Source organism: Buttiauxella brennerae ATCC 51605, assembly GCF_001654925.1.
In the GTDB taxonomy this organism is placed as follows: Bacteria; Pseudomonadota; Gammaproteobacteria; order Enterobacterales; family Enterobacteriaceae; genus Buttiauxella; species Buttiauxella brennerae.
This window is the reverse complement of sequence record NZ_LXER01000007.1, coordinates 26,140-49,952: the sequence shown is the minus strand read 5'-3', so window position 1 is coordinate 49,952 and position 23,813 is coordinate 26,140. Positions and strand designations below refer to the sequence as shown.

At 53.3% G+C, this 23,813-nt stretch carries 21 protein-coding genes; 3 read left to right on the top strand and 18 right to left on the bottom strand.

What is annotated here, in order from left to right:
• Positions 1-55 precede the first annotated feature (55 nt).
• Positions 56-2,587 (bottom strand): glucans biosynthesis glucosyltransferase MdoH, encoded by a 2,532-nt coding sequence (gene mdoH, locus M975_RS04710; protein ID WP_064557720.1) that lies wholly within the window; start codon positions 2,585-2,587, stop codon positions 56-58.
• Positions 2,580-4,115 (bottom strand): glucans biosynthesis protein MdoG, encoded by a 1,536-nt coding sequence (mdoG, locus tag M975_RS04705; protein WP_157093329.1) that lies wholly within the window; start codon positions 4,113-4,115, stop codon positions 2,580-2,582. The genes mdoH and mdoG overlap by 8 nt, the downstream gene beginning before the upstream one ends.
• Positions 4,116-4,409: 294 nt before the next feature.
• On the opposite strand from mdoG, the gene mdoC reads away from it, so the two are divergent.
• The gene (mdoC, locus tag M975_RS04700; protein WP_064557719.1) at positions 4,410-5,561 is read left to right on the top strand and encodes a glucans biosynthesis protein MdoC; all 1,152 of its coding nucleotides are present in this window, start codon (positions 4,410-4,412) and stop codon (positions 5,559-5,561) included.
• A 145-nt stretch (positions 5,562-5,706) separates the two neighbouring features.
• Here the strand turns inward: mdoC and M975_RS04695 are convergent, their stop codons facing one another.
• Both M975_RS04695 and ymdB read right to left on the bottom strand, forming a co-directional pair.
• The gene (locus M975_RS04695; protein WP_425338991.1) at positions 5,707-7,194 is read right to left on the bottom strand and encodes a phospholipase D family protein; all 1,488 of its coding nucleotides are present in this window, start codon (positions 7,192-7,194) and stop codon (positions 5,707-5,709) included.
• Positions 7,145-7,669, bottom strand: a complete 525-nt coding sequence (ymdB, locus tag M975_RS04690) for an O-acetyl-ADP-ribose deacetylase (RefSeq protein WP_064557718.1) — start codon at positions 7,667-7,669, stop codon at positions 7,145-7,147. The genes M975_RS04695 and ymdB overlap by 50 nt, the downstream gene beginning before the upstream one ends.
• A gap of 251 nt (positions 7,670-7,920) precedes the next feature.
• Between ymdB and adiC the strand changes: the two genes are divergently transcribed.
• Both adiC and M975_RS04680 read left to right on the top strand, forming a co-directional pair.
• The gene (adiC, locus tag M975_RS04685; RefSeq protein ID WP_064557717.1) at positions 7,921-9,252 is read left to right on the top strand and encodes an arginine/agmatine antiporter; all 1,332 of its coding nucleotides are present in this window, start codon (positions 7,921-7,923) and stop codon (positions 9,250-9,252) included.
• Positions 9,253-9,264: 12 nt separating this feature from the next.
• The gene (locus tag M975_RS04680) at positions 9,265-11,568 is read left to right on the top strand and encodes an Orn/Lys/Arg family decarboxylase (RefSeq protein WP_064557716.1); all 2,304 of its coding nucleotides are present in this window, start codon (positions 9,265-9,267) and stop codon (positions 11,566-11,568) included.
• On the opposite strand, the gene M975_RS04675 is transcribed toward M975_RS04680, so the two are convergent.
• Genes M975_RS04675 through M975_RS04610 form a run of 14 tightly spaced genes read right to left on the bottom strand, consistent with a single transcriptional unit; the run spans position 11,558 to position 23,811 of the window.
• A complete protein-coding gene (locus M975_RS04675) occupies positions 11,558-12,172 on the bottom strand; it encodes a 4'-phosphopantetheinyl transferase superfamily protein (protein ID WP_064557715.1) in 615 nt (204 codons plus the stop codon). The genes M975_RS04680 and M975_RS04675 overlap by 11 nt on opposite strands.
• Positions 12,163-13,392 (bottom strand): beta-ketoacyl-ACP synthase, encoded by a 1,230-nt coding sequence (locus tag M975_RS04670; RefSeq protein WP_064557714.1) that lies wholly within the window; start codon positions 13,390-13,392, stop codon positions 12,163-12,165. Before M975_RS04670 ends, M975_RS04675 begins: the two co-directional genes overlap by 10 nt.
• Positions 13,389-14,120, bottom strand: coding sequence for a 3-ketoacyl-ACP reductase FabG2 (locus tag M975_RS04665; RefSeq protein WP_064557713.1), 732 nt, complete (start codon positions 14,118-14,120; stop codon positions 13,389-13,391). Before M975_RS04665 ends, M975_RS04670 begins: the two co-directional genes overlap by 4 nt.
• A gap of 12 nt (positions 14,121-14,132) precedes the next feature.
• Positions 14,133-14,591, bottom strand: a complete 459-nt coding sequence (locus tag M975_RS04660; RefSeq protein ID WP_064557712.1) for a hotdog family protein — start codon at positions 14,589-14,591, stop codon at positions 14,133-14,135.
• Positions 14,584-15,756 (bottom strand): beta-ketoacyl-[acyl-carrier-protein] synthase family protein, encoded by a 1,173-nt coding sequence (locus tag M975_RS04655; protein ID WP_064557711.1) that lies wholly within the window; start codon positions 15,754-15,756, stop codon positions 14,584-14,586. Before M975_RS04655 ends, M975_RS04660 begins: the two co-directional genes overlap by 8 nt.
• 2 nt (positions 15,757-15,758) lie before the next feature.
• Positions 15,759-16,334 carry a DUF3261 domain-containing protein gene (locus M975_RS04650; protein ID WP_064557710.1) on the bottom strand — a complete coding sequence of 192 codons (576 nt, stop codon included), beginning with the start codon at positions 16,332-16,334 and terminating at the stop codon, positions 15,759-15,761.
• Positions 16,331-18,664, bottom strand: coding sequence for an MMPL family transporter (locus tag M975_RS04645; protein ID WP_064557709.1), 2,334 nt, complete (start codon positions 18,662-18,664; stop codon positions 16,331-16,333). The genes M975_RS04650 and M975_RS04645 overlap by 4 nt, the downstream gene beginning before the upstream one ends.
• Positions 18,636-19,241 (bottom strand): outer membrane lipoprotein carrier protein LolA, encoded by a 606-nt coding sequence (locus tag M975_RS04640; protein ID WP_064557708.1) that lies wholly within the window; start codon positions 19,239-19,241, stop codon positions 18,636-18,638. Before M975_RS04640 ends, M975_RS04645 begins: the two co-directional genes overlap by 29 nt.
• Entirely contained in the window at positions 19,234-19,659 is a 426-nt protein-coding gene (locus tag M975_RS04635; protein ID WP_064557707.1) for an acyl-CoA thioesterase, read from the bottom strand. The genes M975_RS04640 and M975_RS04635 overlap by 8 nt, the downstream gene beginning before the upstream one ends.
• On the bottom strand, positions 19,653-21,347 hold the full coding sequence (locus M975_RS04630; RefSeq protein WP_064557706.1) for a glycosyltransferase family 2 protein: 1,695 nt from the start codon (positions 21,345-21,347) through the stop codon (positions 19,653-19,655). The genes M975_RS04635 and M975_RS04630 overlap by 7 nt, the downstream gene beginning before the upstream one ends.
• Positions 21,338-21,688 carry a 3-hydroxyacyl-ACP dehydratase FabZ family protein gene (locus tag M975_RS04625; protein ID WP_064557705.1) on the bottom strand — a complete coding sequence of 117 codons (351 nt, stop codon included), beginning with the start codon at positions 21,686-21,688 and terminating at the stop codon, positions 21,338-21,340. Before M975_RS04625 ends, M975_RS04630 begins: the two co-directional genes overlap by 10 nt.
• A complete protein-coding gene (locus tag M975_RS04620) occupies positions 21,675-22,997 on the bottom strand; it encodes an AMP-binding protein (protein WP_064557704.1) in 1,323 nt (440 codons plus the stop codon). The genes M975_RS04625 and M975_RS04620 overlap by 14 nt, the downstream gene beginning before the upstream one ends.
• Positions 22,990-23,556: a COG4648 family protein gene (locus tag M975_RS04615; protein WP_064557804.1), complete on the bottom strand. Its 567-nt coding sequence runs from the start codon at positions 23,554-23,556 to the stop codon at positions 22,990-22,992. Before M975_RS04615 ends, M975_RS04620 begins: the two co-directional genes overlap by 8 nt.
• A gap of 6 nt (positions 23,557-23,562) precedes the next feature.
• The gene (locus M975_RS04610; RefSeq protein WP_064557703.1) at positions 23,563-23,811 is read right to left on the bottom strand and encodes an acyl carrier protein; all 249 of its coding nucleotides are present in this window, start codon (positions 23,809-23,811) and stop codon (positions 23,563-23,565) included.
• Between the last annotated feature and the right edge of the window lie 2 nt (positions 23,812-23,813).

Below are 23,813 nucleotides of genomic sequence, written 5' to 3'. Positions count from 1 at the left end.
TTGAGCGCAAAAAAATGCCGACCCGAAGGCCGGCATTCTCTACACGTTTGACGCTTTACTTCGTCGGTAATGCCTCAGGGTTCAGGCTAACCGTTTTGTAGTTATCAACCCAGGAAGAGTAACGCTCCGGGTTAGACCACACACGGTAATGCAGACGAGACATGGTCACCGGGTCGCTTAACAGCACCAGGCGTCGGTCGCGGTTCAGCTTCTCTGGTGTTTCATTCAGAGCCTGCTCAACATGGCGATCTCGTGCAATTTCCAGCACTTGACTGGCACGGTGACGCGCCGTTGCCATTGCGGTTGCCAGGGCATTAAACGACGGGTTAAACACCGCGTGCATAAAGCCATCATCCAGCGTACGGCTGCGGTTCAGCTTCAGGTAGTTATCGGTATCCACCAGCACCTGCGGAGGAGAATACTCTTCCGGGATCAGGAACAACTTCCAGCGTTTAGTACGCAAACCGATGGTCGCACGGCTCGAAATCACCGACACAAACGGCGACAGAATCAGTGAGAACACGATTGGCGCAAGCCAGAACAGGAAGCGCAAATCCAGCCACGCCATGCCGACTGCCCACACCAGACCCAGCAGCAGCTGAGAACCGTGGCGCATAAATGCTTCGCCCCACGGGGTTGAGTCATCATCACGCTGCGGAGAGTTCCAGACCACTTCCCACCCGAGGAACGCACTGACCACAAACACGGTGTGGAACAGCATACGCACCGGTGCCAGCAGCACAGAGAACAGCACTTCCAGTAGCAGTGAGAGTGTTACGCGCAGGAAACCGCCGAACTCTTTCGAGCCTTTGCACCAAATCAGAATGATACTGAGCAACTTAGGCAAGAACAGCAGCACCATGGTGGACGCAAACAACGCAATCGCCAACTCCGGACGCCACTGCGGCCACACCGGGAACAACTGGCGTGGTTGCAGGAAGTATTGTGGCTCCGTCAACGCATGCACCACCTGCAACGCAGTTGATAATGCGAGGAACATAAACCACAACGGAGCAGACAGATAAGACATTACGCCCGTCAGGAATACCGCACGGTGAACCGGGTGCATGCCTTTTACCAGGAACAGACGGAAGTTCATCAAGTTACCGTGACACCAGCGGCGGTCACGCTTGAGTTCATCCAGCAAGTTCGGTGGCAGTTCTTCATAAGAACCAGGCAAGTCATAGGCAATCCACACACCCCAACCCGCACGGCGCATCAGCGCTGCTTCCACGAAGTCGTGAGACAGGATGGAACCGGCGAACGAGCCTTCACCCGGCAGCGGTGCTAACGCACAGTGCTCAATGAATGGCTTAACGCGGATAATCGCATTGTGACCCCAGTAGTGGGATTCGCCCAACTGCCAGAAGTGCAGACCCGCAGTAAACAGCGGCCCGTAAACACGTGTCGCAAACTGCTGGCAACGTGCATACAGCGTGTCCATACCAGACGCTTTTGGTGAAGACTGAATGATGCCCGCGTTCGGGTTAGCATTCATCAGGCGTACAAGGTTGGTCAGGCAGTCGCCGCTCATGACGGAGTCAGCATCCAACACCACCATGTAGCTGTACTGGTTACCCCAGCGGCGGCAGAAGTCATCAATGTTGCCGCTTTTACGCTTCACACGACGACGACGACGACGGTAGAAAATCTGCCCTTCGCCCTGCACTTCGTTGATAAGTTCCATCCACGCTTTTTGCTCGGCAACACAGATATCCGGGTTGTAGCTGTCGCTTAAGATGTAAACATCGAAGTGCTGCTGTTGGCCGGTTGCTTTGACCGACTCCCACGTCGCACGCAGGCCCGCAAATACGCGGTCTACGTCTTCGTTACAGATAGGCATAATCAACGCGGTACGGTTCGCCGGGTCGATTGGCTCATCACCCACTGTAGAGGCAGAGATACTGTATTTATCCTTGCCCATCAGTAGCTGGAGGAAGCCCATCAACGCGGTCCAGAAACCGGCAGAAACCCAACAGAACAGGATGGCGAACAGAATCAAAATGCCCGTTTGCAGCACATACGGCAGTAGCTGCATAAACGAAACCCAGAGATCCTGGCCAATCATGTCGGAAGGGTTGATCAGTGCCCAGCCCTGGTAAGGAAGAATGGACTTCATATACCAGGTTGCCACTACAGTCTGAGAAATGGTCAGCAGCAGCAGGATGTAACGACGGATGGTTCCGACGGTACGCCATTTCTGCTCAGCGTCAGCCTCTTCTTTCGACATGTAGCGAGGGTTAACTTCACGCCCGCGTAAACGATCCCAGAAACGACCAATCGGGTTGGTGCGCCACGGATCGGGGAACATAGAAGCACGTGTCGCTTTCGGCATTGCCTGCAGCTGTGTACGCCCTTCTTCGTCCTCAATCAGTTGCTCACCACCCAACGATCCAGGCCAGCTTGCTTCAAGCCGGGCCTTTACCGAGGCGAGGGGGGAATCATCGGCTCTGTCATAGTGGTGCCCTTGCGCATCAAGCGCCTCATGCACCGCTTGCAAATCCGATGCAGGTAGAGCCGCCTTCTGCGCAGCAGAAAGCGGAAGTGCATCAATATAATCAGACGCGGTATCAGTAAACTTATTCATTGGCAGGTAGCTGGTAGCTCCAGGTTTCGCTCAACGTTTGATCACCATTGACCAGCGCTGCACGCATTTCAGTCGGTTTCTTGTCATCTTTGACTTTCACACGTACGGTCAAACGCCAGCCTTTAGTGACTGGGTTGTAGCGTACCTGGCTGTCAACGATTTCACCATTGTCACCAATGCTGGTTTGCGCGGTTACCGGCGTATCTTGCGGCAGTTTTTTCATGTCCGCACCGACGTAATCCAGAACAAACGCAATCGTGCCGTCAGGCTGGCGAATCAGATTAGACCGTTTCACATCACCGGTAGAGCGGCGAGTCTGCGCAACGTATGCGTTATCAGGCGCATGCATTTTGTCTTCATCACGGCTAAAGGTAATGGTGTACTTGAAGTTCATCTCTTTACCAGGTTCCGGGAGTTGATCCGGAGTCCAGTAAGCCACGATGTTGTCATTGGTTTCGTCGTTGGTTGGGATTTCAACCAGTTCAACGCGACCTTTACCCCAATCACCTTGCGGCGCGACCCATGCACTTGGGCGCTGATCGTAACGATCGTCCAGATCCTCAAAACGAGAGAACTGGCGGCCACGTTGCAGCAGACCAAAGCCAACCGGATTTTCTGTCGCGAACGAACTCACGGCCAGATGTTTCGGGTTGTTCAGCGGACGCCAAATCCATTCACCGTTACCGGCGTGGATAGACAGACCGTTAGAGTCATGCAATTCAGGACGGAAGTTAGTGCTTGGTGAAGGCTGATGCGGCCCAAACAAGAACATACTGGTCAGTGGAGCAACGCCCAGTTTGCCGACTTTATCGCGCAGATAAACTTTCGACTGTACGTTGACTACGGTGTCACGCCCTGGGGTAATCACAAAGCGATACGCACCCGTTGCACGTGGGGAATCGAGCAACGCATAGAGGGTCAGCGTTTTGTCGCCTGCTTTCGGGCGCTCAATCCAGTATTCACGGAAACGTGGGAACTCTTCGCCAGAAGGCAAAGCTGTATCGATTGCCAAACCACGAGCAGACAGGCCATAAACCTGACCTGAGCCAATCACACGGAAGTAACTCGCCCCGAGCATGCTGACAATTTCGTCGTTCTTATCTTTGCTGTTGATCGGATAGAGCACTTTGAACCCGGCGAAGCCAAGATCTTTCACCGTGTCTTTATCGTGTTTTACATCACCAAAATTAAAGTAATCCGGGTTGTACTTGATCTTATGAACCGCTGTTGCTGTCACTTCATTGATAGCAACAGGGGTGTCGAAGTACATACCCTGATGATAAAACTCAAGCTTAAATGGGGTCTTTAACTTGCTCCAGTAGGCTTTATCGTGATTGAACTGGATCTGCTGATAATCCGCATACTTCATGTCGCGGAAGAGCGAAGGCAGATTGCTTTTCGGTGCTTCGTAGCTTTTGCCCGCTAATGTTTTCGCTTGTTTTGCGACATCATCGATGGTGAAGGCCCAAACCGAGGTGGTATAAAGTGACAGCATGACTGCAGCACCGAGCCCACACATTTTCATCATTTTTAGTTTATGTTTCATATTAACCAGCACATCCCCCTTTGTGTGCTTAAATCAATCCAATCCATTTTAATGGAAACTTCTGCTTTCCGACAACCAATTACCCGCATTGTTCAGCGCGCTGGCTCAGCCTTTAAGCAAAAAAAGACAACTGCTTACGCTTTCGGAGTGCGTCCTGGAGACAGGATGGCACGGTTAGTGTAGGGTTGCCACGGAATTGATACCGTTCGGGACTTCAAGCCTATTGGGATATGTTCTTAAGGATAAGGCGATTCGTCCGATAATGTCTGGAGTATTATGAGTAAAGCACCACAACAACGCGAGTTTTTCCTGGATTCAATTCGGGCCTGGTTAATGCTTCTGGGTATCCCGTTCCATATCTCGCTCATCTATTCAAGCCATCAGTGGCATGTCAACAGCACAGAAGCCTCGTGGGGTTTAACCCTGTTTAATGATTTTATTCACGCCTTTCGTATGCAGGTGTTTTTTGTCATTTCAGGCTACTTCTCTTACATGCTTTTTTTGCGCTACCCGCTAAAACGCTGGTGGAAGGTGCGTGTAGAGCGTGTCGGCATCCCAATGCTCACCGCCATTCCATTACTGACGCTACCGCAATTTTTAATGCTGCAGCATGTCAATGACAAAGCAAAAAACTGGCCGGGTCTGACCCCATACGAAAAATACAACACGCTAGTCTGGGAACTGGTCTCCCATTTGTGGTTCTTGTTAGTGATGGTGGTACTGACCACATTGTGTTTATTTGTCTTCCAGCAAATGAAAGCACGCCTTGCTCCAGGCTCTGAAAATAGACAATCATCATTAACTTTAGGAAAGCTCTCACTCGCTTTCCTCGGGTTTGGCATCTTATACGGCGCAATTCGCCGCACGATTTTTATTATTTACTCGCCAATATTAAGTGATGGGTTGTTTAACTTTGTAGTGATGCAGACGCTCTTTTATCTACCATTCTTCCTGCTGGGTGCAATGTTGTTCGTGCGCCCACAGCTAAAAGCGCTGTTTACCACACCATCGCCATTTTGCGCAGTGGGTGCAGCACTGGCCTTTTGTGCCTATTTGCTGAACCAGCGGTACGGTAGCGGCGATGCCTGGATGTATGAAACCGAGAGCGTGATTACCATGGTGCTGGGCTTGTGGATGGTCAACGTGGTTTTCTCACTCGGCCATAAGCTGCTTAACTTCCAGTCGAAACGTGTTACCTATTTCGTGAACGCATCGCTGTTTATTTACCTGGTTCACCACCCGCTGACTCTCTTCTTTGGCGCGTATATCACGCCGCATATCGCCTCAAATGCGCTGGGCTTTATCACCGGGTTGATTTTTGTCGTGGGGATCGCCGTGATTCTCTATGAAATCCACCTGCGTATCCCGCTGCTGCGCTTCCTGTTCTCAGGCAAGCCGCAGAATGTGGCAGTTAAAGTGACGAGTTAACCCGATCAACAAACAAAGAATAAACTCAAAATAATTCGAGTTGCAGCAAGGCGGCCAGGGAGCAAATCCCCAGGAGCTTACTTAGGTAAGTGACTGGGGTTTGTGAGTGCAGCCAACACAGCTGCGGCTTGAAGTATGAAGAGTTTTATAGAAGCCACTCAATAGGTAGTCGATACACCAACCTAACCAACACCCGTTGCCAAAAACGGGTGTGCGGCTCTTTCTTCCAGACGATTTCTTTGCCTTCACTATTTTCCACCCAATTCACTCGCCCCCACTTATCCAGACGCAGCGCCCAGGCATTCTCTTTCTGACTTTGGGTAAAACGCTGGTGAATATCCTGTGCCAGCGCCTCACTTTCAATTACAAAACCCATCTCGGTATTGAGCATTGCGGAACGTGGGTCAAAATTAAATGAGCCGATAAACACCTTTTGTTTATCCACACTAAACGTTTTGGCATGCAGGCTGGAACCTGAATTCCCTGTTAAGCCACGGTCATGTGGTCTGCGCAGGACATCTTGTTCGGGCTTTAACTCATAAAGCTCGACCCCGTGGCGCATCAGTTTTTTGCGCCAACGCGCATAACCAGCATGAACTACCGCCACATCGTTGGCGGCCAGTGAGTTAGTCAGGATTGCTATTTTTACCCCTTTACGCACAAGCCCCAAGATTTGCGCAATACCCGCGCGAGTGGGCACAAAATAGGCTGAAATAATGTCTATCTCACGCTCAGGCATACCAATCACATTCATCAGGCGTTGCGGCAGTAACGTGTGGTTGCGGGCTCTGCCCTGCCCCTTACGCGGGTCATCGCTGAGTAAGCGCGTTTTCGCCCAATACATTTCCAGCGTGCGGGCGACCAGATTGGTCGCAAACTGGCTGGTCGTGAGGCGGTCCAGATACCGGCGCGCCATCGGGTCGTTACGCCAGTCTTCCGGCAATTGCACCCGTTGCTGCAGGGCATCGGCGTCAACATCCAGCACTTTTTCCAGCGTCGACACACATGAACTTTCCCAGTAACGCAGAAAATCCTGGCTGACTTCGCCGACAACCGGGCCGACGGCCAACACATCTAAGTCTGAAAACAGCGGTTGTTTACCCACACCAAAGTAAGCGTCACCGACGTTACGCCCGCCAATAATGGTGGTTTCACCATCAACGGTGAAGGTTTTGTTATGCATACGACGGTTAAGACGGGCAAAGTCGGTCAGGTAGCCAAAGGCGCGAATCAGGCGAAACGAAAAGGGATTAAACAGGCGGATTTCAATCTGCGGGTGAGCATTAAGCAACTCTAAAATACCATCCAGCCCGTTGGTGTTGTTATCGTCAAGCAACAGCCGCACTTTCACCCCGCGGTCAGCCGCAGCCAGTAACGCGCTAAATAACAGCCGCCCGGACATATCATCCTGCCAGATGTAATACTGCACATCGAGACTCTTCTCCGCCATGCCACACAGCAGATAGCGCGCCGCAAAAGCATCAAGACTATCTGCAAGCGGGTGAATCCCGCTAAGCCCAGGGTGTTCAGCCGTCGTTGGGGTAATCGCTCTCCCAAGACGCGTAGCATGGTGGTTCTTCATGCTAGAGCTGGGCAAGAAGTTGTTGATAAATGCGGGTGTTTTCGTCGTCAAAACAGACAAAAACCACTTGTTCAGGTAGGGGGCGCAGGCCGATATAGCGATACACCGTATCGACAGCTATTTTTGCGGCTTGTTCTTTTGGATAACCGTATGCACCCGTGCTGATGGCAGGAAACGCAATGGTGCGATAGCCATTGGCAGCCGCCAAATCGAGACTATTACGATAGGTTTGTTCAAGCAATTCGGCTTCGTGTTCATCGCCCCCGTGCCAGACCGGGCCAACTGCGTGAATAACGGCCTTAACCGGAATATTTCCCGCCTCGGTAATCACCGCGTGTCCGGGCGCACAGTCACCCTGCTGGCGACGAATCACTTCACAGGCTGCCAATAAAGCAGGCCCTGCAGCATGATGAATAGCCCCATCAACACCACCACCTCCCATCAACGATGGGTTTGCGGCATTCACTATCACGTCAACTTCAACGCGGGTGATATCACCTTGTATCACCGACATTCTTTCGCTCATTGGGAATTCTCCAGTTAGTCTTTGATAGTAGTCTAAACTTACCGAACAGCAGACGTATATCACTTCCTGAGGATTTCACGACATCCCCTAACCTCTGATTTTTTCTCGTTATCTACAAATAAGATCCGTTACACCTGACACATTTTTTATCTGCAGCCGCATCTGTAGAAGGCGTTTACGCTGCAAAAAATGAGATCCGAAATGTGTGTTTTATGCATTTCGGTGGTTACTTTCGTTTCAGGAGAGGTTCTATGGCTAGTGAAGCGCAAAAAGTCGGGTTGGTCCCGGTGATGTTAATGGTGGCAGGCAATATCATGGGTTCGGGGGTTTTCCTGCTCCCGGCAAACCTGGCAGCAACGGGAGGGATTGCCATTTTTGGCTGGATGGTGACGATTATCGGCGCGATATCGTTGTCGATGGTGTACGCCAAAATGTCATCGCTCGATGACAGCCCCGGCGGTTCTTACGCTTATGCCCGCCGCGCATTTGGCCCGTTCCTCGGCTATCAAACCAATCTGCTTTACTGGCTTGCTTGTTGGATAGGTAACGTCGCGATGGTGGTGATTGGCGTCGGTTATCTCAGCTATTTTTTCCCGATGCTCAACCAGCCCTGGCCGCTTACCGTGACCTGTATTGCCATTTTGTGGCTGTTTGTCGGACTCAATATTGTTGGCCCGAAAATGATCACCCGCGTGCAGGCGGTCGCCACTATTCTGGCACTGATCCCAATAGTCGCCGTCGCCGTCTTAGGCTGGTTCTGGTTTAAAAGCGACACCTATATGGAAGCCTGGAACGTCAGCGGCAAAGGCACTTTTGGCGCGATTCAGAGTACTTTAAGCGTCACGCTGTGGTCATTTATCGGTGTTGAGAGCGCCTCGGTTGCCGCAGCGGTAGTGAAAAATCCCAAACGCAACGTGCCCATTGCCACCATTGGCGGAGTATTGATAGCCGCTGTTTGTTACGTGCTTTCCAGTACTGCCATTATGGGCATGATCCCTAACGCCGAGCTGAGACTTTCTGCCTCGCCATTTGGTGATGCCGCACGCATGGCGATGGGGCCAACGGCTGGAGCAATTGTTTCGTTCTGTGCCGCAGCGGGTTGTTTAGGCAGCCTCGGCGGATGGACATTGCTTGCCGGACAAACGGCGAAAGCTGCCGCCGATGATGGTCTGTTCCCACCTATTTTCGCCAAAGTGAATAAAGATCAGACTCCGGTTGCGGGTCTACTGATTGTTGGCGTGCTGATGACCATCTTCCAGCTTGCCAGTATTTCACCGGATGCCACATCGCAATTTGCCGTCGTTTCGTCAGTTTCAGTGATATTCACACTGGTGCCTTATATCTACACCTGTGCGGCATTAATGCTGGTCGGCCAGGGGCATTTGGGCAACCAACGCCTACCTTTCCTGTTTATTACGCTGATTGCCTTTATTTACTGTATCTGGGCTGTGGTGGGTACAGGCGCGACTGAAGTGATGTGGTCGTTTGTTGCCATTATGGTGATTACTGCGATGTACACCGTGAACTACAACCGTCGCCATAAAAACCCCTACCCGCTGGATAAACCCGTGGTTAACGATTAACAGGAGTTCGTTATGCTTGATTTAGGCACACACCAAAAACGCAAAATTCTGGTGGTCGACAGCAGCATTCAGGACGTTAACACCGCCAACGGGCGCGCAGTGGCCGAGCTTATCGAGGCGCTGGAAGAAAACAACTTTGCCGTAATTTCAGCTGCAACCTTTGAGGATGGCATCGCGACGGTTACGTCCGATGCCTCGCTGTGCTGCATCTTTGTGGACTGGACTTCCGGCGGCAATGACGATGAATCCCACAGCCAGGCTTTTGCTCTCCTGCAAACCATTCGCCGTCGCAATAAAAGCGTGCCGGTGCTGTTAATGGCCGAGCACTCTTGCGTCGATACGCTGACGCTCGACTCCATGCGGCTGGTGAATGAGTTCGTCTGGATGCACGAAGACACCGCCGAGTTTATTGCCGCCAGGGCACGCTCTCTTATTCAGCGTTATTATCAACAATTACTGCCACCTTTCACGCGCGCATTATTCAATTACACCTTAGAAAACCCGGAATATTCATGGGCCGCACCTGGCCACCAGGGCGGTGTAGCGTTTACCAAATCAGCGGTTGGCCGTGAGTTTCTCGATTTCTTTGGCGAGAATCTGTTCCGCACAGATACTGGTATCGAACGTGCTGCCATGGGGTCGTTGCTTGACCACAGCGGGCCGATTAAAGCCTCTGAAACCTACGCCGCCGAGGTGTTTGGCGCACACCGTAGTTATTCGGTGTTAAACGGCACGTCGGGTTCTAACCGCGCGATTATGCAAGCGGTGGTGGGCGAATTTGAAATCGCGCTATGCGACCGCAACTGCCATAAATCCATCGAGCAAGGCTTAGTGATGACCGGTGCGCTGCCGGTCTATTTTGTGCCGACGCGCAACCGCTTTGGCATTATCGGGCCGATTCCTAAGCGCCAGTTCACGCCGGAAAGCATTCGTGCGGCGATTGATGCTAACCCGCTGAAACATGAAGTGGTGAGCGACAAACCGGTGTATGCGGTAGTGACAAACTGTACTTATGACGGTATGTGTTACCACGCCGAAGCGGCACAGGAGTTGCTGGCGCAGAGTGTTGACCAGATTCACTTTGATGAAGCCTGGTATGCGTATGCCCGCTTTAACCCAATGTATGAAGGCCGCTTTGCGATGCGTGGCGATCCGAAAGATTTTGACAGCAGCGGACCGACTGTTTTCGCCACCCATTCAACGCACAAACTATTGGCCGCCCTTTCGCAATCTTCTTATATCCACATCCGCAACGGTAAAAAACCGGTCGAACATTCGCGCTTTAACGAGTCGTATATGCTGCAAGCCACCACTTCACCGCTGTACGCCATTATCGCCTCCAACGAAATTGGGGCGGCGATGATGGATGGCGGCCAGGGTGAAGCGCTGACCCAGGAAGTGATCGTTGAAGCGGTGGATTTCCGTCTTGCGCTGGCGAAAGTGCATGCCGCCTTTGCCAAAAATAACGACTGGTTTTTCACACCGTGGAATGCGCCAACCATTACCGATTCGTCGGGTAACGAAGTGCCGTTTGTGAAAGCGTCACGCGAGCAGCTCACTACCGATCCGTCCTGCTGGACGCTAAAGCCGGGTGATAAATGGCACGGTTTTGAACAGCTGGAAGATGAATGGTGTTTACTCGACCCGATTAAAGCCGGGATTCTGGCGCCAGGCATGGGTGATGACGGCAATCTGCTGGAGTCCGGAATACCTGCGGCAATGGTCACCGCGTATCTTGGCGAGCGTGGGATTGTGCCGTCGCGTACCACTGATTTTATGGTGCTGTGCCTGTTTTCCATTGGCGTCACCAAAGGTAAATGGGGCACGCTGATTAACGTGTTGCTGGAGTTCAAAGATGATTACGACAGCAACACGCCACTAAAACGCTGCTTACCCGATCTTATCAGCGCCGATGCCGCGCGTTATGCCGAAATGGGGCTAAAAGATCTGTGTGATGAGATGTTTAACTACATGAAAACCAGCCAGATGGACAAACTCCAGGCGGCGGCATTTGGCAATATTCCGCTACCGGTGAAACGCCCGCGCGTTGCCTTCCAGCAACATATGGCGGGCAATGCAGATCATCTGCCAATCGACCAATTACCAGGGCGTATTTCCGCCGTCGGCGTGATCCCTTACCCACCAGGGATCCCGATTGTGATGCCCGGCGAGAGCTTTGGCAGTAATGATGAACCGTGGTTGCAATACATCCGCAGTATTGCCGAATGGGGCGAGAAATTCCCGGGCTTTGAGAAGGAGTTGGAAGGGGCTGAGATGATTGATGGGGTGTATCACATTTGGGCGCTTAAACAATAATCAGCTCGGGTGCAAAACTTTCAGGAAACGGCTGCTCGCCGCAACACGCGATCAGCCGATTTTCGATGCAAGCATGATGAAGATAACGGTCTGGCGGGCATAGGGTGTGGAGCGGCAAATCCAGCTGGTTCATTTGCCAGACCGTCCCGCCTTGTTGCTTGAGCACCGCTTCGTGCGCGGTCCACATGCGCCAGAACTCCAGCATTTGTTCATCGCCTGGCAACGATTCCAGCCAGTCGCTTAACGGTGCACCAAAACTATGACGGGCAATCGCCATAAAGCGCGCACGCGAGCGGATTTGTTCTATGTCACAACCGACATCCCCTTCCCCCACCAGCACCGCAACGCTTGCCGCGCTATTGCTGATATTAAAAGCGGGCAGCGACGGATGAAACGGTTTGCCGTGCGTGGCCCGTTCTAATTTAGGCAACGGGCCGTCGTTCAGCAGCTTTGCCAGCAAGATTCGAGAGGTCAGCCAGCCTGCACGGCGCACACCCACCGGCGCGTCTTGTAACAGCTCAGGCGACAGCCAGCGTGTGGCGCACGCATCGTCAGACAAACGCGCCACATCACCGAATGCCAGGTGATAACCTGTTACCGCCAACGGCGCATCACCAACGAAGTGTTAATACCACCAAAGGCAAAATTGTTGCTCTGCACAAATTCAGTATCAATTTTGCGGGCTCCACCCATGATGTAATCCAGTTCGCCGCACGCCTCATCCGGTTCGGTCAAATTCAGTGTTTCGGCAAACCAGCCTTCGCGCATCATTTCGATACTCATCCATGCTTCCAGCGCACCACAGGCCCCGAGCGTATGGCCCAGGTAGCTTTTCAGTGATGAGATTGGCGTACTGGCACCATAAATCGCCGCCGTCGCATGGCTTTCAGCAATATCGCCACGATCGGTCGCGGTGCCATGGGCATTGATATAGCCGATATCGCGGGCAGAAACGCCTGCTGACTGCAAGCCACGCTCGATACAGATTTGCATGGTTTCTTTCTGTGGCTGAGTGATGTGCGCGGCGTCGCAGTTAGTATGGAAGCCGACTATCTCAGCGTAAATATGTGCCCCACGCGCCAGCGCATGATCAAGATCCTCAAGGATCAATGTGCCCGCTCCTTCGCCAATCACCAGCCCGTCACGCTGTTTATCAAACGGCGATGGCGTGGTCTTTGGCTGGTCGTTACGCTGACTGGTGGCAAACAGCGTATCAAACACCGCCGCTTCAGAAGGGCACAACTCTTCCGCACCACCCGCCACCATGACGGTCTGGTAACCATGGCGGATCGCTTCCCAGGCATAACCAATCGCCTGACTGCCGGAAGTGCAGGCGCTGGATGTTGGGATCACACGGCCTCGCAAACCAAAGAACAGCCCGGTATTGACGGCGGCAGTGTGCGGCATCATCTGCACATAAGTAGTGCCGGTGATATTGCGCGTGTGTTTTTCGGTCAGCATGGTGGCAAATTCACTCACCGGCCCGGTGCTGCCGGTGGAAGAACCGTAGGCAATGCCCGTATCGCCGCTGGTAAGAATTTTATCGTCCAGCAAACCCGCCTGCATGAGCGCAAGCTCCGTCGCTCTGGTTGCAAGCAGTGAAACACGCCCCATCGCCCGAATGCGTTTACGTGTGTAATGTTCAGGAAGGGTAAAATTGTCGACCGGCGCACCGAGCATAGTGTTCAGCCCATCGTAAACCTGCCACTCAGGCATGTGCCGTACAGCATTTTGACCCGACTTTAAACCCGCGGCCACATCCTGCCAGTTATCACCAAATGCCGTCACGCCGCCCATTCCGGTCACTACCACACGGCGAATCACAACATACCTCCATTGATGGAGATAACCTGGCGCGTAACGTAGCCCGCAACAGGTGACATCAGGTAACGCGCAAGTCCCGCCACTTCTTCGGGCTGGCCCATACGTTGCAGTGGAATCATACGCATCGCTTCAGTAAGCGCCGCCTCTTCCATCTCAATCATGCCGGTATCAATCAAACCCGGAGCAATACAGTTTACGGTGATTTTGCGCTTTGCCAGTTCGATGGCCAGCGCTTTCGTGGCACCAATAATGCCCGCTTTTGCCGCGCTGTAGTTCACTTGCCCCCGGTTGCCCATCAGGCCAGAAACCGACGAGAGCGTAATGATTCGCCCGCCTTTGCGCAGCCCAATCATTGGCATGACACAGGGTTGAATCACATTATAAAAACTGTCGAGATTGGTACGAATCACGCCGTCCCAGTCTTCATCGCTTAACGCCGGGAATGCGCCATCGCGAGTCATACCCGCGTTGTTGACCACGCCCCAATATGCGCCGTGGGTTTCGATGTCAGATTCAATCACGCTGCGGCACTGGCTGCGGTCAGCGCTATCAAACTGCATCACGCGCCCGGTCCCGCCCTGTGCCGTTATTTGCTCAAGCGTATCCAGTGCGCCCGCTTCGTCACGATGATAATGCACCACCACGGCAAAACCGTCAGCGGCTAGCCCCAGAGCTATTGCTTTGCCAATCCCCTTGCTGGCGCCGGTTACTAATACCGTTTGTGTCATCTTGCTATCCCATCAAAATAATTGTTTTAATTCTTTATTATCAGGCTGATAAGTATTAATTCGCCCGCTCGCCAGTACGTTGCCGTCTACGAGAATTTGCCCTTCAAAACTACCAATCTTTTCATCACGCATCAGCAGCGTGACGTGACAATCCAGCACCAAATCATTAGCCATTGCTCCTGCCGGGCAGCGGATCCCGCGCCCGCCCAGCAGCATGCCGACGAGGCTTGCTTCTTCACCGTTATTCATCGCATGCCAGCCTGACCACACGCCCACCGTCTGGGCAATCAGTTCAATGGCAAACCAGCCGGGCAAATTACCGTCAGCATTTAAAAACGGTGCAAGCACCCCAGCGCGGTTGACTGTCACCCGGCAATGCGCACTTTCTTGTTCCACCGCCACTACCGATTCGAGCAGGCACATTGGCGCTTCGTGAGGTAAATAGTGATGGGGGGCAAGAAAATCAGTCATGGGAAACTCCAAAAATCAGGCAGGCATTATTACCGCCAAAAGCAAATGAGTTCGAAAGCATAATTGGTTTAGTGAATGGTTGTGGCGCGGTGAGTAAACCACATGCGGCGAGGGTCAGGTCTTGATGCGCGTCAGTGAAATCTTGCGCAGGCAACAGCAAGTTTCGCGTCAGCAGCAGATAACACAGCACCGCTTCACAAGCCCCGGCAGCGCCTAATGTATGGCCCGTCAGGTGTTTAGTGGAGCTCGCCGGTACGCTTTCACCAAAAATTTGATTCACCACTTTCGACTCAATTTCGTCATTCAGACGCGTGGCGGTGCCGTGCATATTAATATAGCCAATCTCTTCGGCTGAGAGTTTTGCCTCATGCAACGCCATCTTAATGGCGCGAACAGCCCCGACGCCTTCCGGGTGTGGTGCTGACATATGCCAGGCATCTGACGATTCGCCAACCCCCAGCAAACACACTTTTCCCGGCTCTTTGGTCAGTAAAATCAACACCCCAGCTTCACCGATAGTGATACCGTTGCGCCCGGCGCTAAAGGGTTTACAGCGCGCGTTACTCAACGACTCAAGGCTGTCAAAACCGTTGATAGGCATACGGCTCAGCGAATCAGCGCCGCCGACGATAACAGCATCGACCATGCCCGACTCAATCAACCGTTTACCGGTGATCAGCGCGCGCGCACTGGAAGAACACGCCGTTGAGATAGTCAACGCAGGGCCGAACAATTGCAGGTAGTCACTGAGAAAACGCGACGGGTCGCCGAGTTCCTGCTGACCGTAGCGATAAGCCGCAGACGGCGTGCCCGCGTGGCTTGCGCTCACCATGCGGTCACCTTCATCCAGCCCGGAAGTGCTGGTGCCTAGAATGACCGCGACACGCTCGTTTCCGTAGCGTGCGATGGCTTCATCAACCTGCGGGCGAATTTGTGCAAGTGCCGCGAGCAACAAACGATTATTACGGCTGTTATAGTGCGGCATATCGGCAGGAATAGCCGGTAACTCACCCGTCACCCGCCCGACCCAACACTCGCCCTGCTGCAACCAGCCGTCAGTATCCAGCCCCATACCCGGCGCGGTGTTTGCCTGCAAATTTGCGGCGATCTCGTCAAGATTATTGCCCAATGCATTGACCATTCCGGCAGCCGTTAAGGTAATCATAATTAGCTGCTCAAATGTTGAATGTTAATGACGTAGCCGAAACGGTGATGATGCACGCTCACCGGCTGGCGACTTCCGTTACGCGTGAGATACTGGATAGTTTCGATAAGCTCACCCTGGTCGTCGCGCAATTCGCGGCGCGCGTCGATATCTTTCAGCGTCCAGCCCTTTGGCAATTGCGGCTGCCAGGCGCTTATCGGCCAGTAACTCAACATAATATCGGCAAGAACCTGACTGGCTGGAGGTAATTCTGGCAGCGTAATGGATTGTTCAGTCTTGATACCATTCTGATCATAGGTCAGGCGGAATAAACGGATCCCTAACGGCGAAAGCCCTGCCAGCAAGATTTTCTGCTGATCGGCATTGAGTAGCACCATCAACGACTGCGTTTTGCCTTTTACATGCGCGCTCAACAACTGTTGCTCGGTGATGGACGGCGTAATTCCCGGCGCAGGCAGCATCACTAACGTGCCGGGTTTCAACCAGGCCTGCGGCCTGTTGCTATCTTGTTTCGGCGCACTGCACGCGCTGAGAAATAGCGCGCTAAGCAGTAAAACCAGAGTCGGTAATTTTTTCATTTTTCTCTCTTTCCCTCTCCGTGGCCAGATGTCGATAAGGCTAGTGGGGCCGTCAAAAATGCACAGAAGATCCCGCAACTCAGCACAATACCAAAACTTGCGATGGCTTGTGTCTGGCTAAAGACCAGCATGCCTAAGGTGAAAAGTGTAGTCAGCAATGCCACGCTAATGGCCAGCAGCGAAGTCATCGGCGTGCCACGTGGGTTACTAAAGAATAATGTGTAATTGATACCGATACCTAGCACCAGCACTAACGCCAGCAATGAGAACAGGTTCAGCGCATGACCGCTAAAGGCAAGTGCTGCAAGCCCGCCGCCCAGCGATAACAGCGAAGGCACCACATTGAGCAAACCGCGTTTTACGCCAAGCCGCAACACGTAGCTGAGCGCAATCACCACCACAGCCGCCGCCAGTAAACCCGCCAACAAGCTGCGGAAATGGCTGAACAGTTCATTGAACATCACTTTTCGGTCAACCCAACTCACACCCGGGATTTTTGCCGCAATCTCGCCGAGGGCCGCACTGTTATAAACACCGCTCACCGGCACCAGCGCGCCGCTTTTGCCATCGGGCAGAGACAACCACAACAAGCGCCAGCCGCTACTGATAACACTTTTTTGCCAGATATCGGGCGTGACCGCCATTTGCTGTAGATTTGGCGCGCTGACAGTGATGCCGCTTTCAGCAAGGCGTTTTTGTAACACAGGCGCGGCTTCGCTCAGCAAACGTAAATCAGCCTGTTGCTGCTCAAGAGAGGCGAGCGGGATCATGCGGTAACTGCCGATGGCTTTGCTTTTTTGCGCGGCATCCAGTTCAGGTGCGAGCTTTTCCAGCCGTTGCAGCGTTTGCTCGGCAGTATCGCCGTAAACCACGAACCATTTTTGGTCCATCCCCTGCCCGGTTAACGCAGTTATTGCCTGCTCTTCCTGCACCAAATCCTTTGGCAGTGCCTGGAAGCTGGCGATATCGTCATTAATTTTTAAAGAGGCTATTCCGACAAGACTCATGACCAGCAACGCGAGCGGTACCCCAATGCGCACCGCTTTTTTGTGCTGCCATGCGTCAAGCCACGCAGTGAGCAACCGGCTGCACGGCACGGGCCTTACGGGTAAACCGCGCACCGCAAACGGATACCAACACACCACGGTCAGGCAGGAGGCTATCAAACCGCTGGCGGCAAACACCGCCAGTTGGCGAATCCCAGGGAACGGTGCGAGGATCATAATCAGGTAAGCAATAGCCGTCGTCGCCAGTGCCAGTAGTAAAGCAGGAAGCACTTTGCGCAGGCTTTCAATCGGCGAGTTTTCCCCGCCATGTACCATGCGTTCGGTGAGGTAATACAACGTGTAATCGGCCGAAACCCCGACGATGCTCATGCTCATCACCAGCGTCATCAGGTGCAATTCACCAAAGCACAGCAGCGTGATAGCGGTGCCTGCCAGTGCGCCGATGGCGACCGATGTGGCACACAATAGCAAGGGCCGTACCGAGCGAAACACCGCAAGCACCAGCAACAGCACGCCAATCACTGTCGCCAGTCCCAGCGTTGAAACATCGTGCTTTGCCTGCTGGCTCGCATAATCGCTATAAAATAGCGTGCCGCGTGACATCACCTCAGCCTGCGGAAAATGCTGCTTGAGGTTGTTGTGCAAAACCCGCAATTGCTCAACGGCTGCACGCCCTTGCTGCATATCAAACGACGAACCTTTCAGCTCACCGTGCAACAAATACCAGTAGCGCCCCTGTTTATCACGCGCCACCAGCCAGCCGTTTTGCAGCCGCATCTGGCTGGCAGTTTGTTGCAGCGCCAATTGCGAACCACGCACCAGCATCAGCGGATCGTTAGCCAGCTCTTTTCCACTGACACCCGAAAACGCTGAATAGAGTTGCGACAACACCCACTGTGCCTGCGCTTCTCCGCCATTTTGCAACCGGCTGCGGGTCTGGTTATCAACCAGACCATTGCGATGCTCGAAGTAGAATTTCCCCCACTCTTGCTGGCCTTTGGCATCCATCGGCCCCTGCACATTTTGCAGGAACGGTTGCTGTTGCAGTTGCGATTGCCACCACTGGGCTGCAGCGGGATCCGCCGTGTTACCGGGGCTTACCATCCACATCATCTGCCGATCAAGACGCTGTAAAAAACCGTTCTCAATTTGCGGCGGGATTTTCCCCAGGCTACTGGCAGGCAGCAGCGACAACACGCTGCTATCCAGCCGGGCCTTCGGCAACAAAGTGCACAACAGCGCGACCAACAGAGTGACGATGGCAAGCCAACCCCACGCAAGGCGGCGGTGCATATCAGAATGCGAAGCGCTGCTGCTCTTCATGGGTCAGTTTTCGTGGTTCCGGTCGGTGGTCGCTAAAGGTGATTTCAGTGAAATCGCCCTGCAAATCATTCAGCGCAATGCGATTAAGGTACTTATCGCCCTGCAAAGTAATGGTGCTAAACAGCTTATCGAGCGGCGTGGTGACAGGCGTTAATACCAGTTGCCACTTGCCGTTACCCTGGTCGGTAAACGCGCTGGTAAAGTTCTCATCCAGCACTTTACGGTCTGCCTCGAATAAAGCTCGCAGAAGGTGATTGAACTGAAACATTTGCGGGTTGCTGTCGGCGGTAATCACTTGTGGCGCCTGGCTACCCATGATTTGCGCCATATGGCGGTCATCAAGCACCAGTGTCATCGGGAAGGGGTGCTGTTGCTGCCACCACAAACCTTTATTTTTTGCGATCAGCACTTCACCGCTGGAGTGCAGCGGTTGCGCCATTCCGCTGATTTGGCGCTCTTGCTGGAATTTCGCCCGCACCACAGACTGCGAGGCAAAAGTGCTACGCACATCATCAAGGGTTATTGCGCTCGCCGTACAACTGATAAACAGCAAGGCTATTAAAATAATCTTATTCATGACTCAAGCCCATGCGTTCAAAAAGAATCTGAGGGGAGACAAAACAAAGCTCTCCACTTGTTGCCTCAACGGCAACCTGAATGGTGTAACCCGACGTGGTCCGTTTGCCGCTTTCGGCATCAACAATTTCGTAGCCGATTTTCAGGCGGTTTTCATATTCCAGCACGCTGGCACGCACCAGAATCTGTTGTTCGAATTTTACTGCATTTCGATATTTAACCCGCGTATCAACGACCGGCCAGACATAACCGGACTCACTCATGGCGCGGTAGCCATAATCAAACTGGTTCAGTAACGCTTCTCGCGCCACTTCAAAGTAGCGAAAATAATTACCGTGCCACACAACCCCCATCGCATCGACATCATGGAATGGGACTTTGATGCTGATCTCCACGGTAAAACGTGGGTCATTTAACATCCGGACTCCTTTTCTGGCGGCAATTGCCAGAAATCATAAAAATTAAACCAATCGAGCGGCGAGCGCAGCGCGTAAAACTCAAGACGCCGCGCGTAATGATCAATATGTTCTTGTAACGCTTGCTGCCGCGTAGCGCGCGGTAATAAAAGCGGGTCGGCAACATGTTCTGCGTGGATGCGCAATTTGCCCTGCTCGCGCAGCACCATCATCAGAATGACCGGGCATCGTAATGCGGCAGCCAAAATAAACGGCCCCTGCGGGAACGGGGCCGGGCTGCCCATAAACGGGCTCCAGCACACACGCCGTTCACCGCCGCGTTGCGGGTTGACGGCAAGCCGATCACCGACAATCGCTACCCACTCGCCGGCATCCAGTTTGTCTTGCAACAGCATCGCGGTTTCCGGGCCGATGTGGCTTACCGGCAGCAAATTCACCCCGGCCTGCGGCGCTATTTCTTCGATTATCTGGCGAAAACGCTGCGCGTGGTCGGTAAACACCAGCGCATTAATAATAAGCCCGGCTTCAACTTGCGCCAGCGCACGGCTGGCTTCGATATCGCCGAGATGCGCCGCAAGAATGAGCTTCCCCTGCCCAGCCTGCGGCTGCAAAACTTCGCGACTACCGGGCGCAAATTCGATATCACGCCCCCAGATAATATCGCCGCGCCAGGCAGCAATTTTGTTCAGCATTGCATCGCCAAATCGCAAAAAATGGCGATAGCTGTTTAACCCTTCCGGCAAGGCAATTTGTTGCCGTTCGGCCTGTTGGCGCACGCGGGCCAGCCACTGTTGTGACGCATTTCGCTGCGTGCTTCCTGTGAGCCACATCCATGCCACTACCGGGTAAAGCAGCGCGTTAAACGCCCTGCGACCTAAGCGCTGGTAGATATTCAGCATCAGACGCATTCCCGCCAACCCTTTACGCTCAGGCACTTGCGCCCAGTGAGCACTCTGACGGCGGCGAGAAAGCAGCGCCGGAATGCGCGGCAACATGCCAAAAAACAACCGGGTATGCATCCAGGAAATGCGCACGTTATCGCCCAGCGCATCAAAATGCGACACGCCATCCGGCGGGTAAACCACACGGGTGCGTAAGAACCGGCTGTCGGTGCCTGCCCAGTACAAACGCACCATGATTTCAGTGTCAAAATCCATCCGTTTACCGGGCGGTTGTTCTGCAATAACCGCAAGTGTTGCCGCGAGTGGGTAGACCCGGAAACCGCACATGCTGTCTTTTAGTGACAGTGATAAGGTTTCAATCCATACCCATACATGCGTGATATAACGCCCATACAGGCGCGATTTCGGTACGGAGTCGTCATATTCCGGCATGCCAGAAATCAGGCTTTCGGGGTGCGCACGCGCTTCATCTAAAAAACGCGGTACATCTTCAATGCAATGTTGCCCGTCGGCATCAAGCTGGATGGCATGCGTAAAACCCGCCAGCTGTGCCGCTTTCAGCCCGACTGTGACCGCCTCCCCTTTTCCCTGGTTGGTTGCCAATGGGATAAGCGTGACGCCGGTTAATTGTGCTAGCTGCTGCCTGGTTGCCGCCTCGCTGCCGTCATCAACAATAATGCATGGCAGGCCGAAGGGTTGCAGGCGAGCCAGCACTGAAGCCATCGTCGCGCCGTGGTTATAACAGGGGATCACCACGCAGGGGCGAAAAGCCGCAGGCGTTACGGACATAATTTAATTTTCCCACTGCTGGCCGGAACGCTGACCCCATCCTTTAAAACGGTATATGTAAAACTCAGCACGCTGCGTGAAGTGTCCCATTGCAGGTTCAACTCCAGCTCGTTTTCAGGAACAATCGGACGCTGGAATTTAACGCTATCAATCGCGCTAAAACGCATGCCTGGTGCAAGTTCTTCGCCATAGGCCATCACCCAATCAAGTTGGGCAACACCAGGTAATATCGGCTGAGTGGGGAAATGCCCCGCAAACCAGCTTAATGTCGCCGGAACGCTCAACCGCAGGGATAATGTCCCCACCTCTGGTTGCGCGCGCTGTAACTCAACGGGTTTCATCAAATAACTCCTGTAATTGCGCCCATGATCGCTTGCTCTGGCTGTTGAGAGGAATGCGCTCGACGATGCGCCAGTAGCGCGGAATAGCTATCGGTTCAAGCCAGGCCCGGAGCGCTTCGCGCCAGTGTTGCTTATGGGTATTATCGGACTGTGGCGCGACCACCACTGCCCCAAGAGCAATACGGTTGCCACGTACAACCGGCACCACAGCAACATCATTAATACCGGGCAATGCCAGCAGTCGCCGTTCAATTTCACTGAGTGAAACTCGTTTTTCCTCGATTTTAACGATGCGGTCGCGGCGCCCTGATAAACGGAAACGCCCTTGCGCGGTAAATTCGAGAATATCGTCGAGTGGCCTGCATCCTTCGTGAATCAGCGGCGACTCAACCCACCAGCCATCTTCTTGTTCGGTAAAGCACACCGCCGGAAAAGGCTGCCATTCAGGTGCTGGCTGCGAGTGTTCACGCCACGCCAGCACGCCAGTTTCGGTGGTGCCATAGATTTCTGACACCGCTGTTTTGAGCCATAAACGCGCCTGAAGCGCGGTGTCGTCATCAAGTTTTCCAGCAGCAGAAATCACCCGTTTAAAAACCGGCGCAGCCAGGTTTCCATCTAGCCGTTTGAGAAAGGCCGGGCTGCTGATAAACAATAAAGGATGAAGCGAGTGTGCAGCCAGTTGCTCAGGGAAATGTATCATTGCCGCATCACCCGGCAGCCCAAGCGACATTGGCAGCATCACGCGGAACGTGAAACCGTAGAGATGCTGGTGCGACACCGAGCCGACCACGCGGCAATCGCCTGAATTGTCGCCCCATAAGGTAGCGAGCCAGGCAATCTCTTCATCCAGCGCCCGCACCGTTTTAAAAATTTGAGCCGGTTCTCCGGTTGAGCCAGAGGTGAAAAACACCACGCCGGCATCTGCCGTAACGGCCTCAAACGGTTCAATGGCCTTACAAGCTAACACTTGAGGGTTCATCACCCGGCAACTGAGATTAAGCGGCGTATCGCTCAGCACGCCACAGAAATGCATTTGCTGTTCCCGCAGCTGTGCTTCACGGCTGTGACCCGGAAGCACCGGCGTTTTTCCAGCATGAAGCGTGGCCAGCAGCGCGGCGATAAAGTCGTAACTATTGTCAAAACACAGCGCCCAGCGCTCGCCTGGCTGAGTTTTGAGCCAGCTATAGATACGCTGCACATCATTGATTAAGTCTGCCTGTGTAAAACAGTGCGGCCCTTCAAACGCCACAATATGTTGCGGATGGCGGCGGCTACTTAACCAGAGCGCCAGAGGCAAAGGATTATTCATAGCGGCGTTTCACTCGTTGGCGTACCAACCATTCGCAGGCAAATAACAAGCCCATCAGCAGGTAGCTCACCATTGCGTTCCACAGCGTCCACCAGTGAACATTGCCTACAAGGCACGTCAAAAGCGACACGCTGCCATTAAAGATGAAGAAAATGCACCACACTTGCGTCACCCGGCGGGTGTAACGCACACCCGCGGGAGGAAGATTCTTTTCTGTTATGCGGGCCAGGCGCTCAATGACCGGCATGCCGCTAAGCAGCGACGCGCCAAAAAGCACCAGCATCACCACATTGACGACCACCGGGTACCACAGTAAAAGCTGCGCCTCACGCATCCAGATACTGGCGAGCGATAATACCGCTCCCGCAAGCGCCAGCCCTTTAAATGCCCGGCTTAATGCGCCTGTTTTGCCGCGCAGCGTGCATAAACGCAGCACAAAGCACAGCGCCAGTATCGGTAATAGAATGTGTAATTCTGGATATGACAGTGCCAACCAGACGGCAAAGGGCCAGCCGATGACGGCTAGCCCTCCAGCAATACTTAGCGCACGTTTTACCAGCACGCTTTATGACTCGCTATGTAAACGCTCAACCGCGTCTACGACATCCTGTACGGTGCGAACCGTTTTGAAATCTTCCGGTTTGATTTTCTTACCCGTGCGTTTTTGTAGATGTACGACCATATCTACCGCATCGATGCTGTCGAGATCCAAATCTTCGTAAAGACGGGATTGCGGGGTAATTTGTTCTGGAGACAGTTCAAATAACTTAACCAGTAACCCGGTGACTTCCTGATAAATATCTTCTTTATTCATAG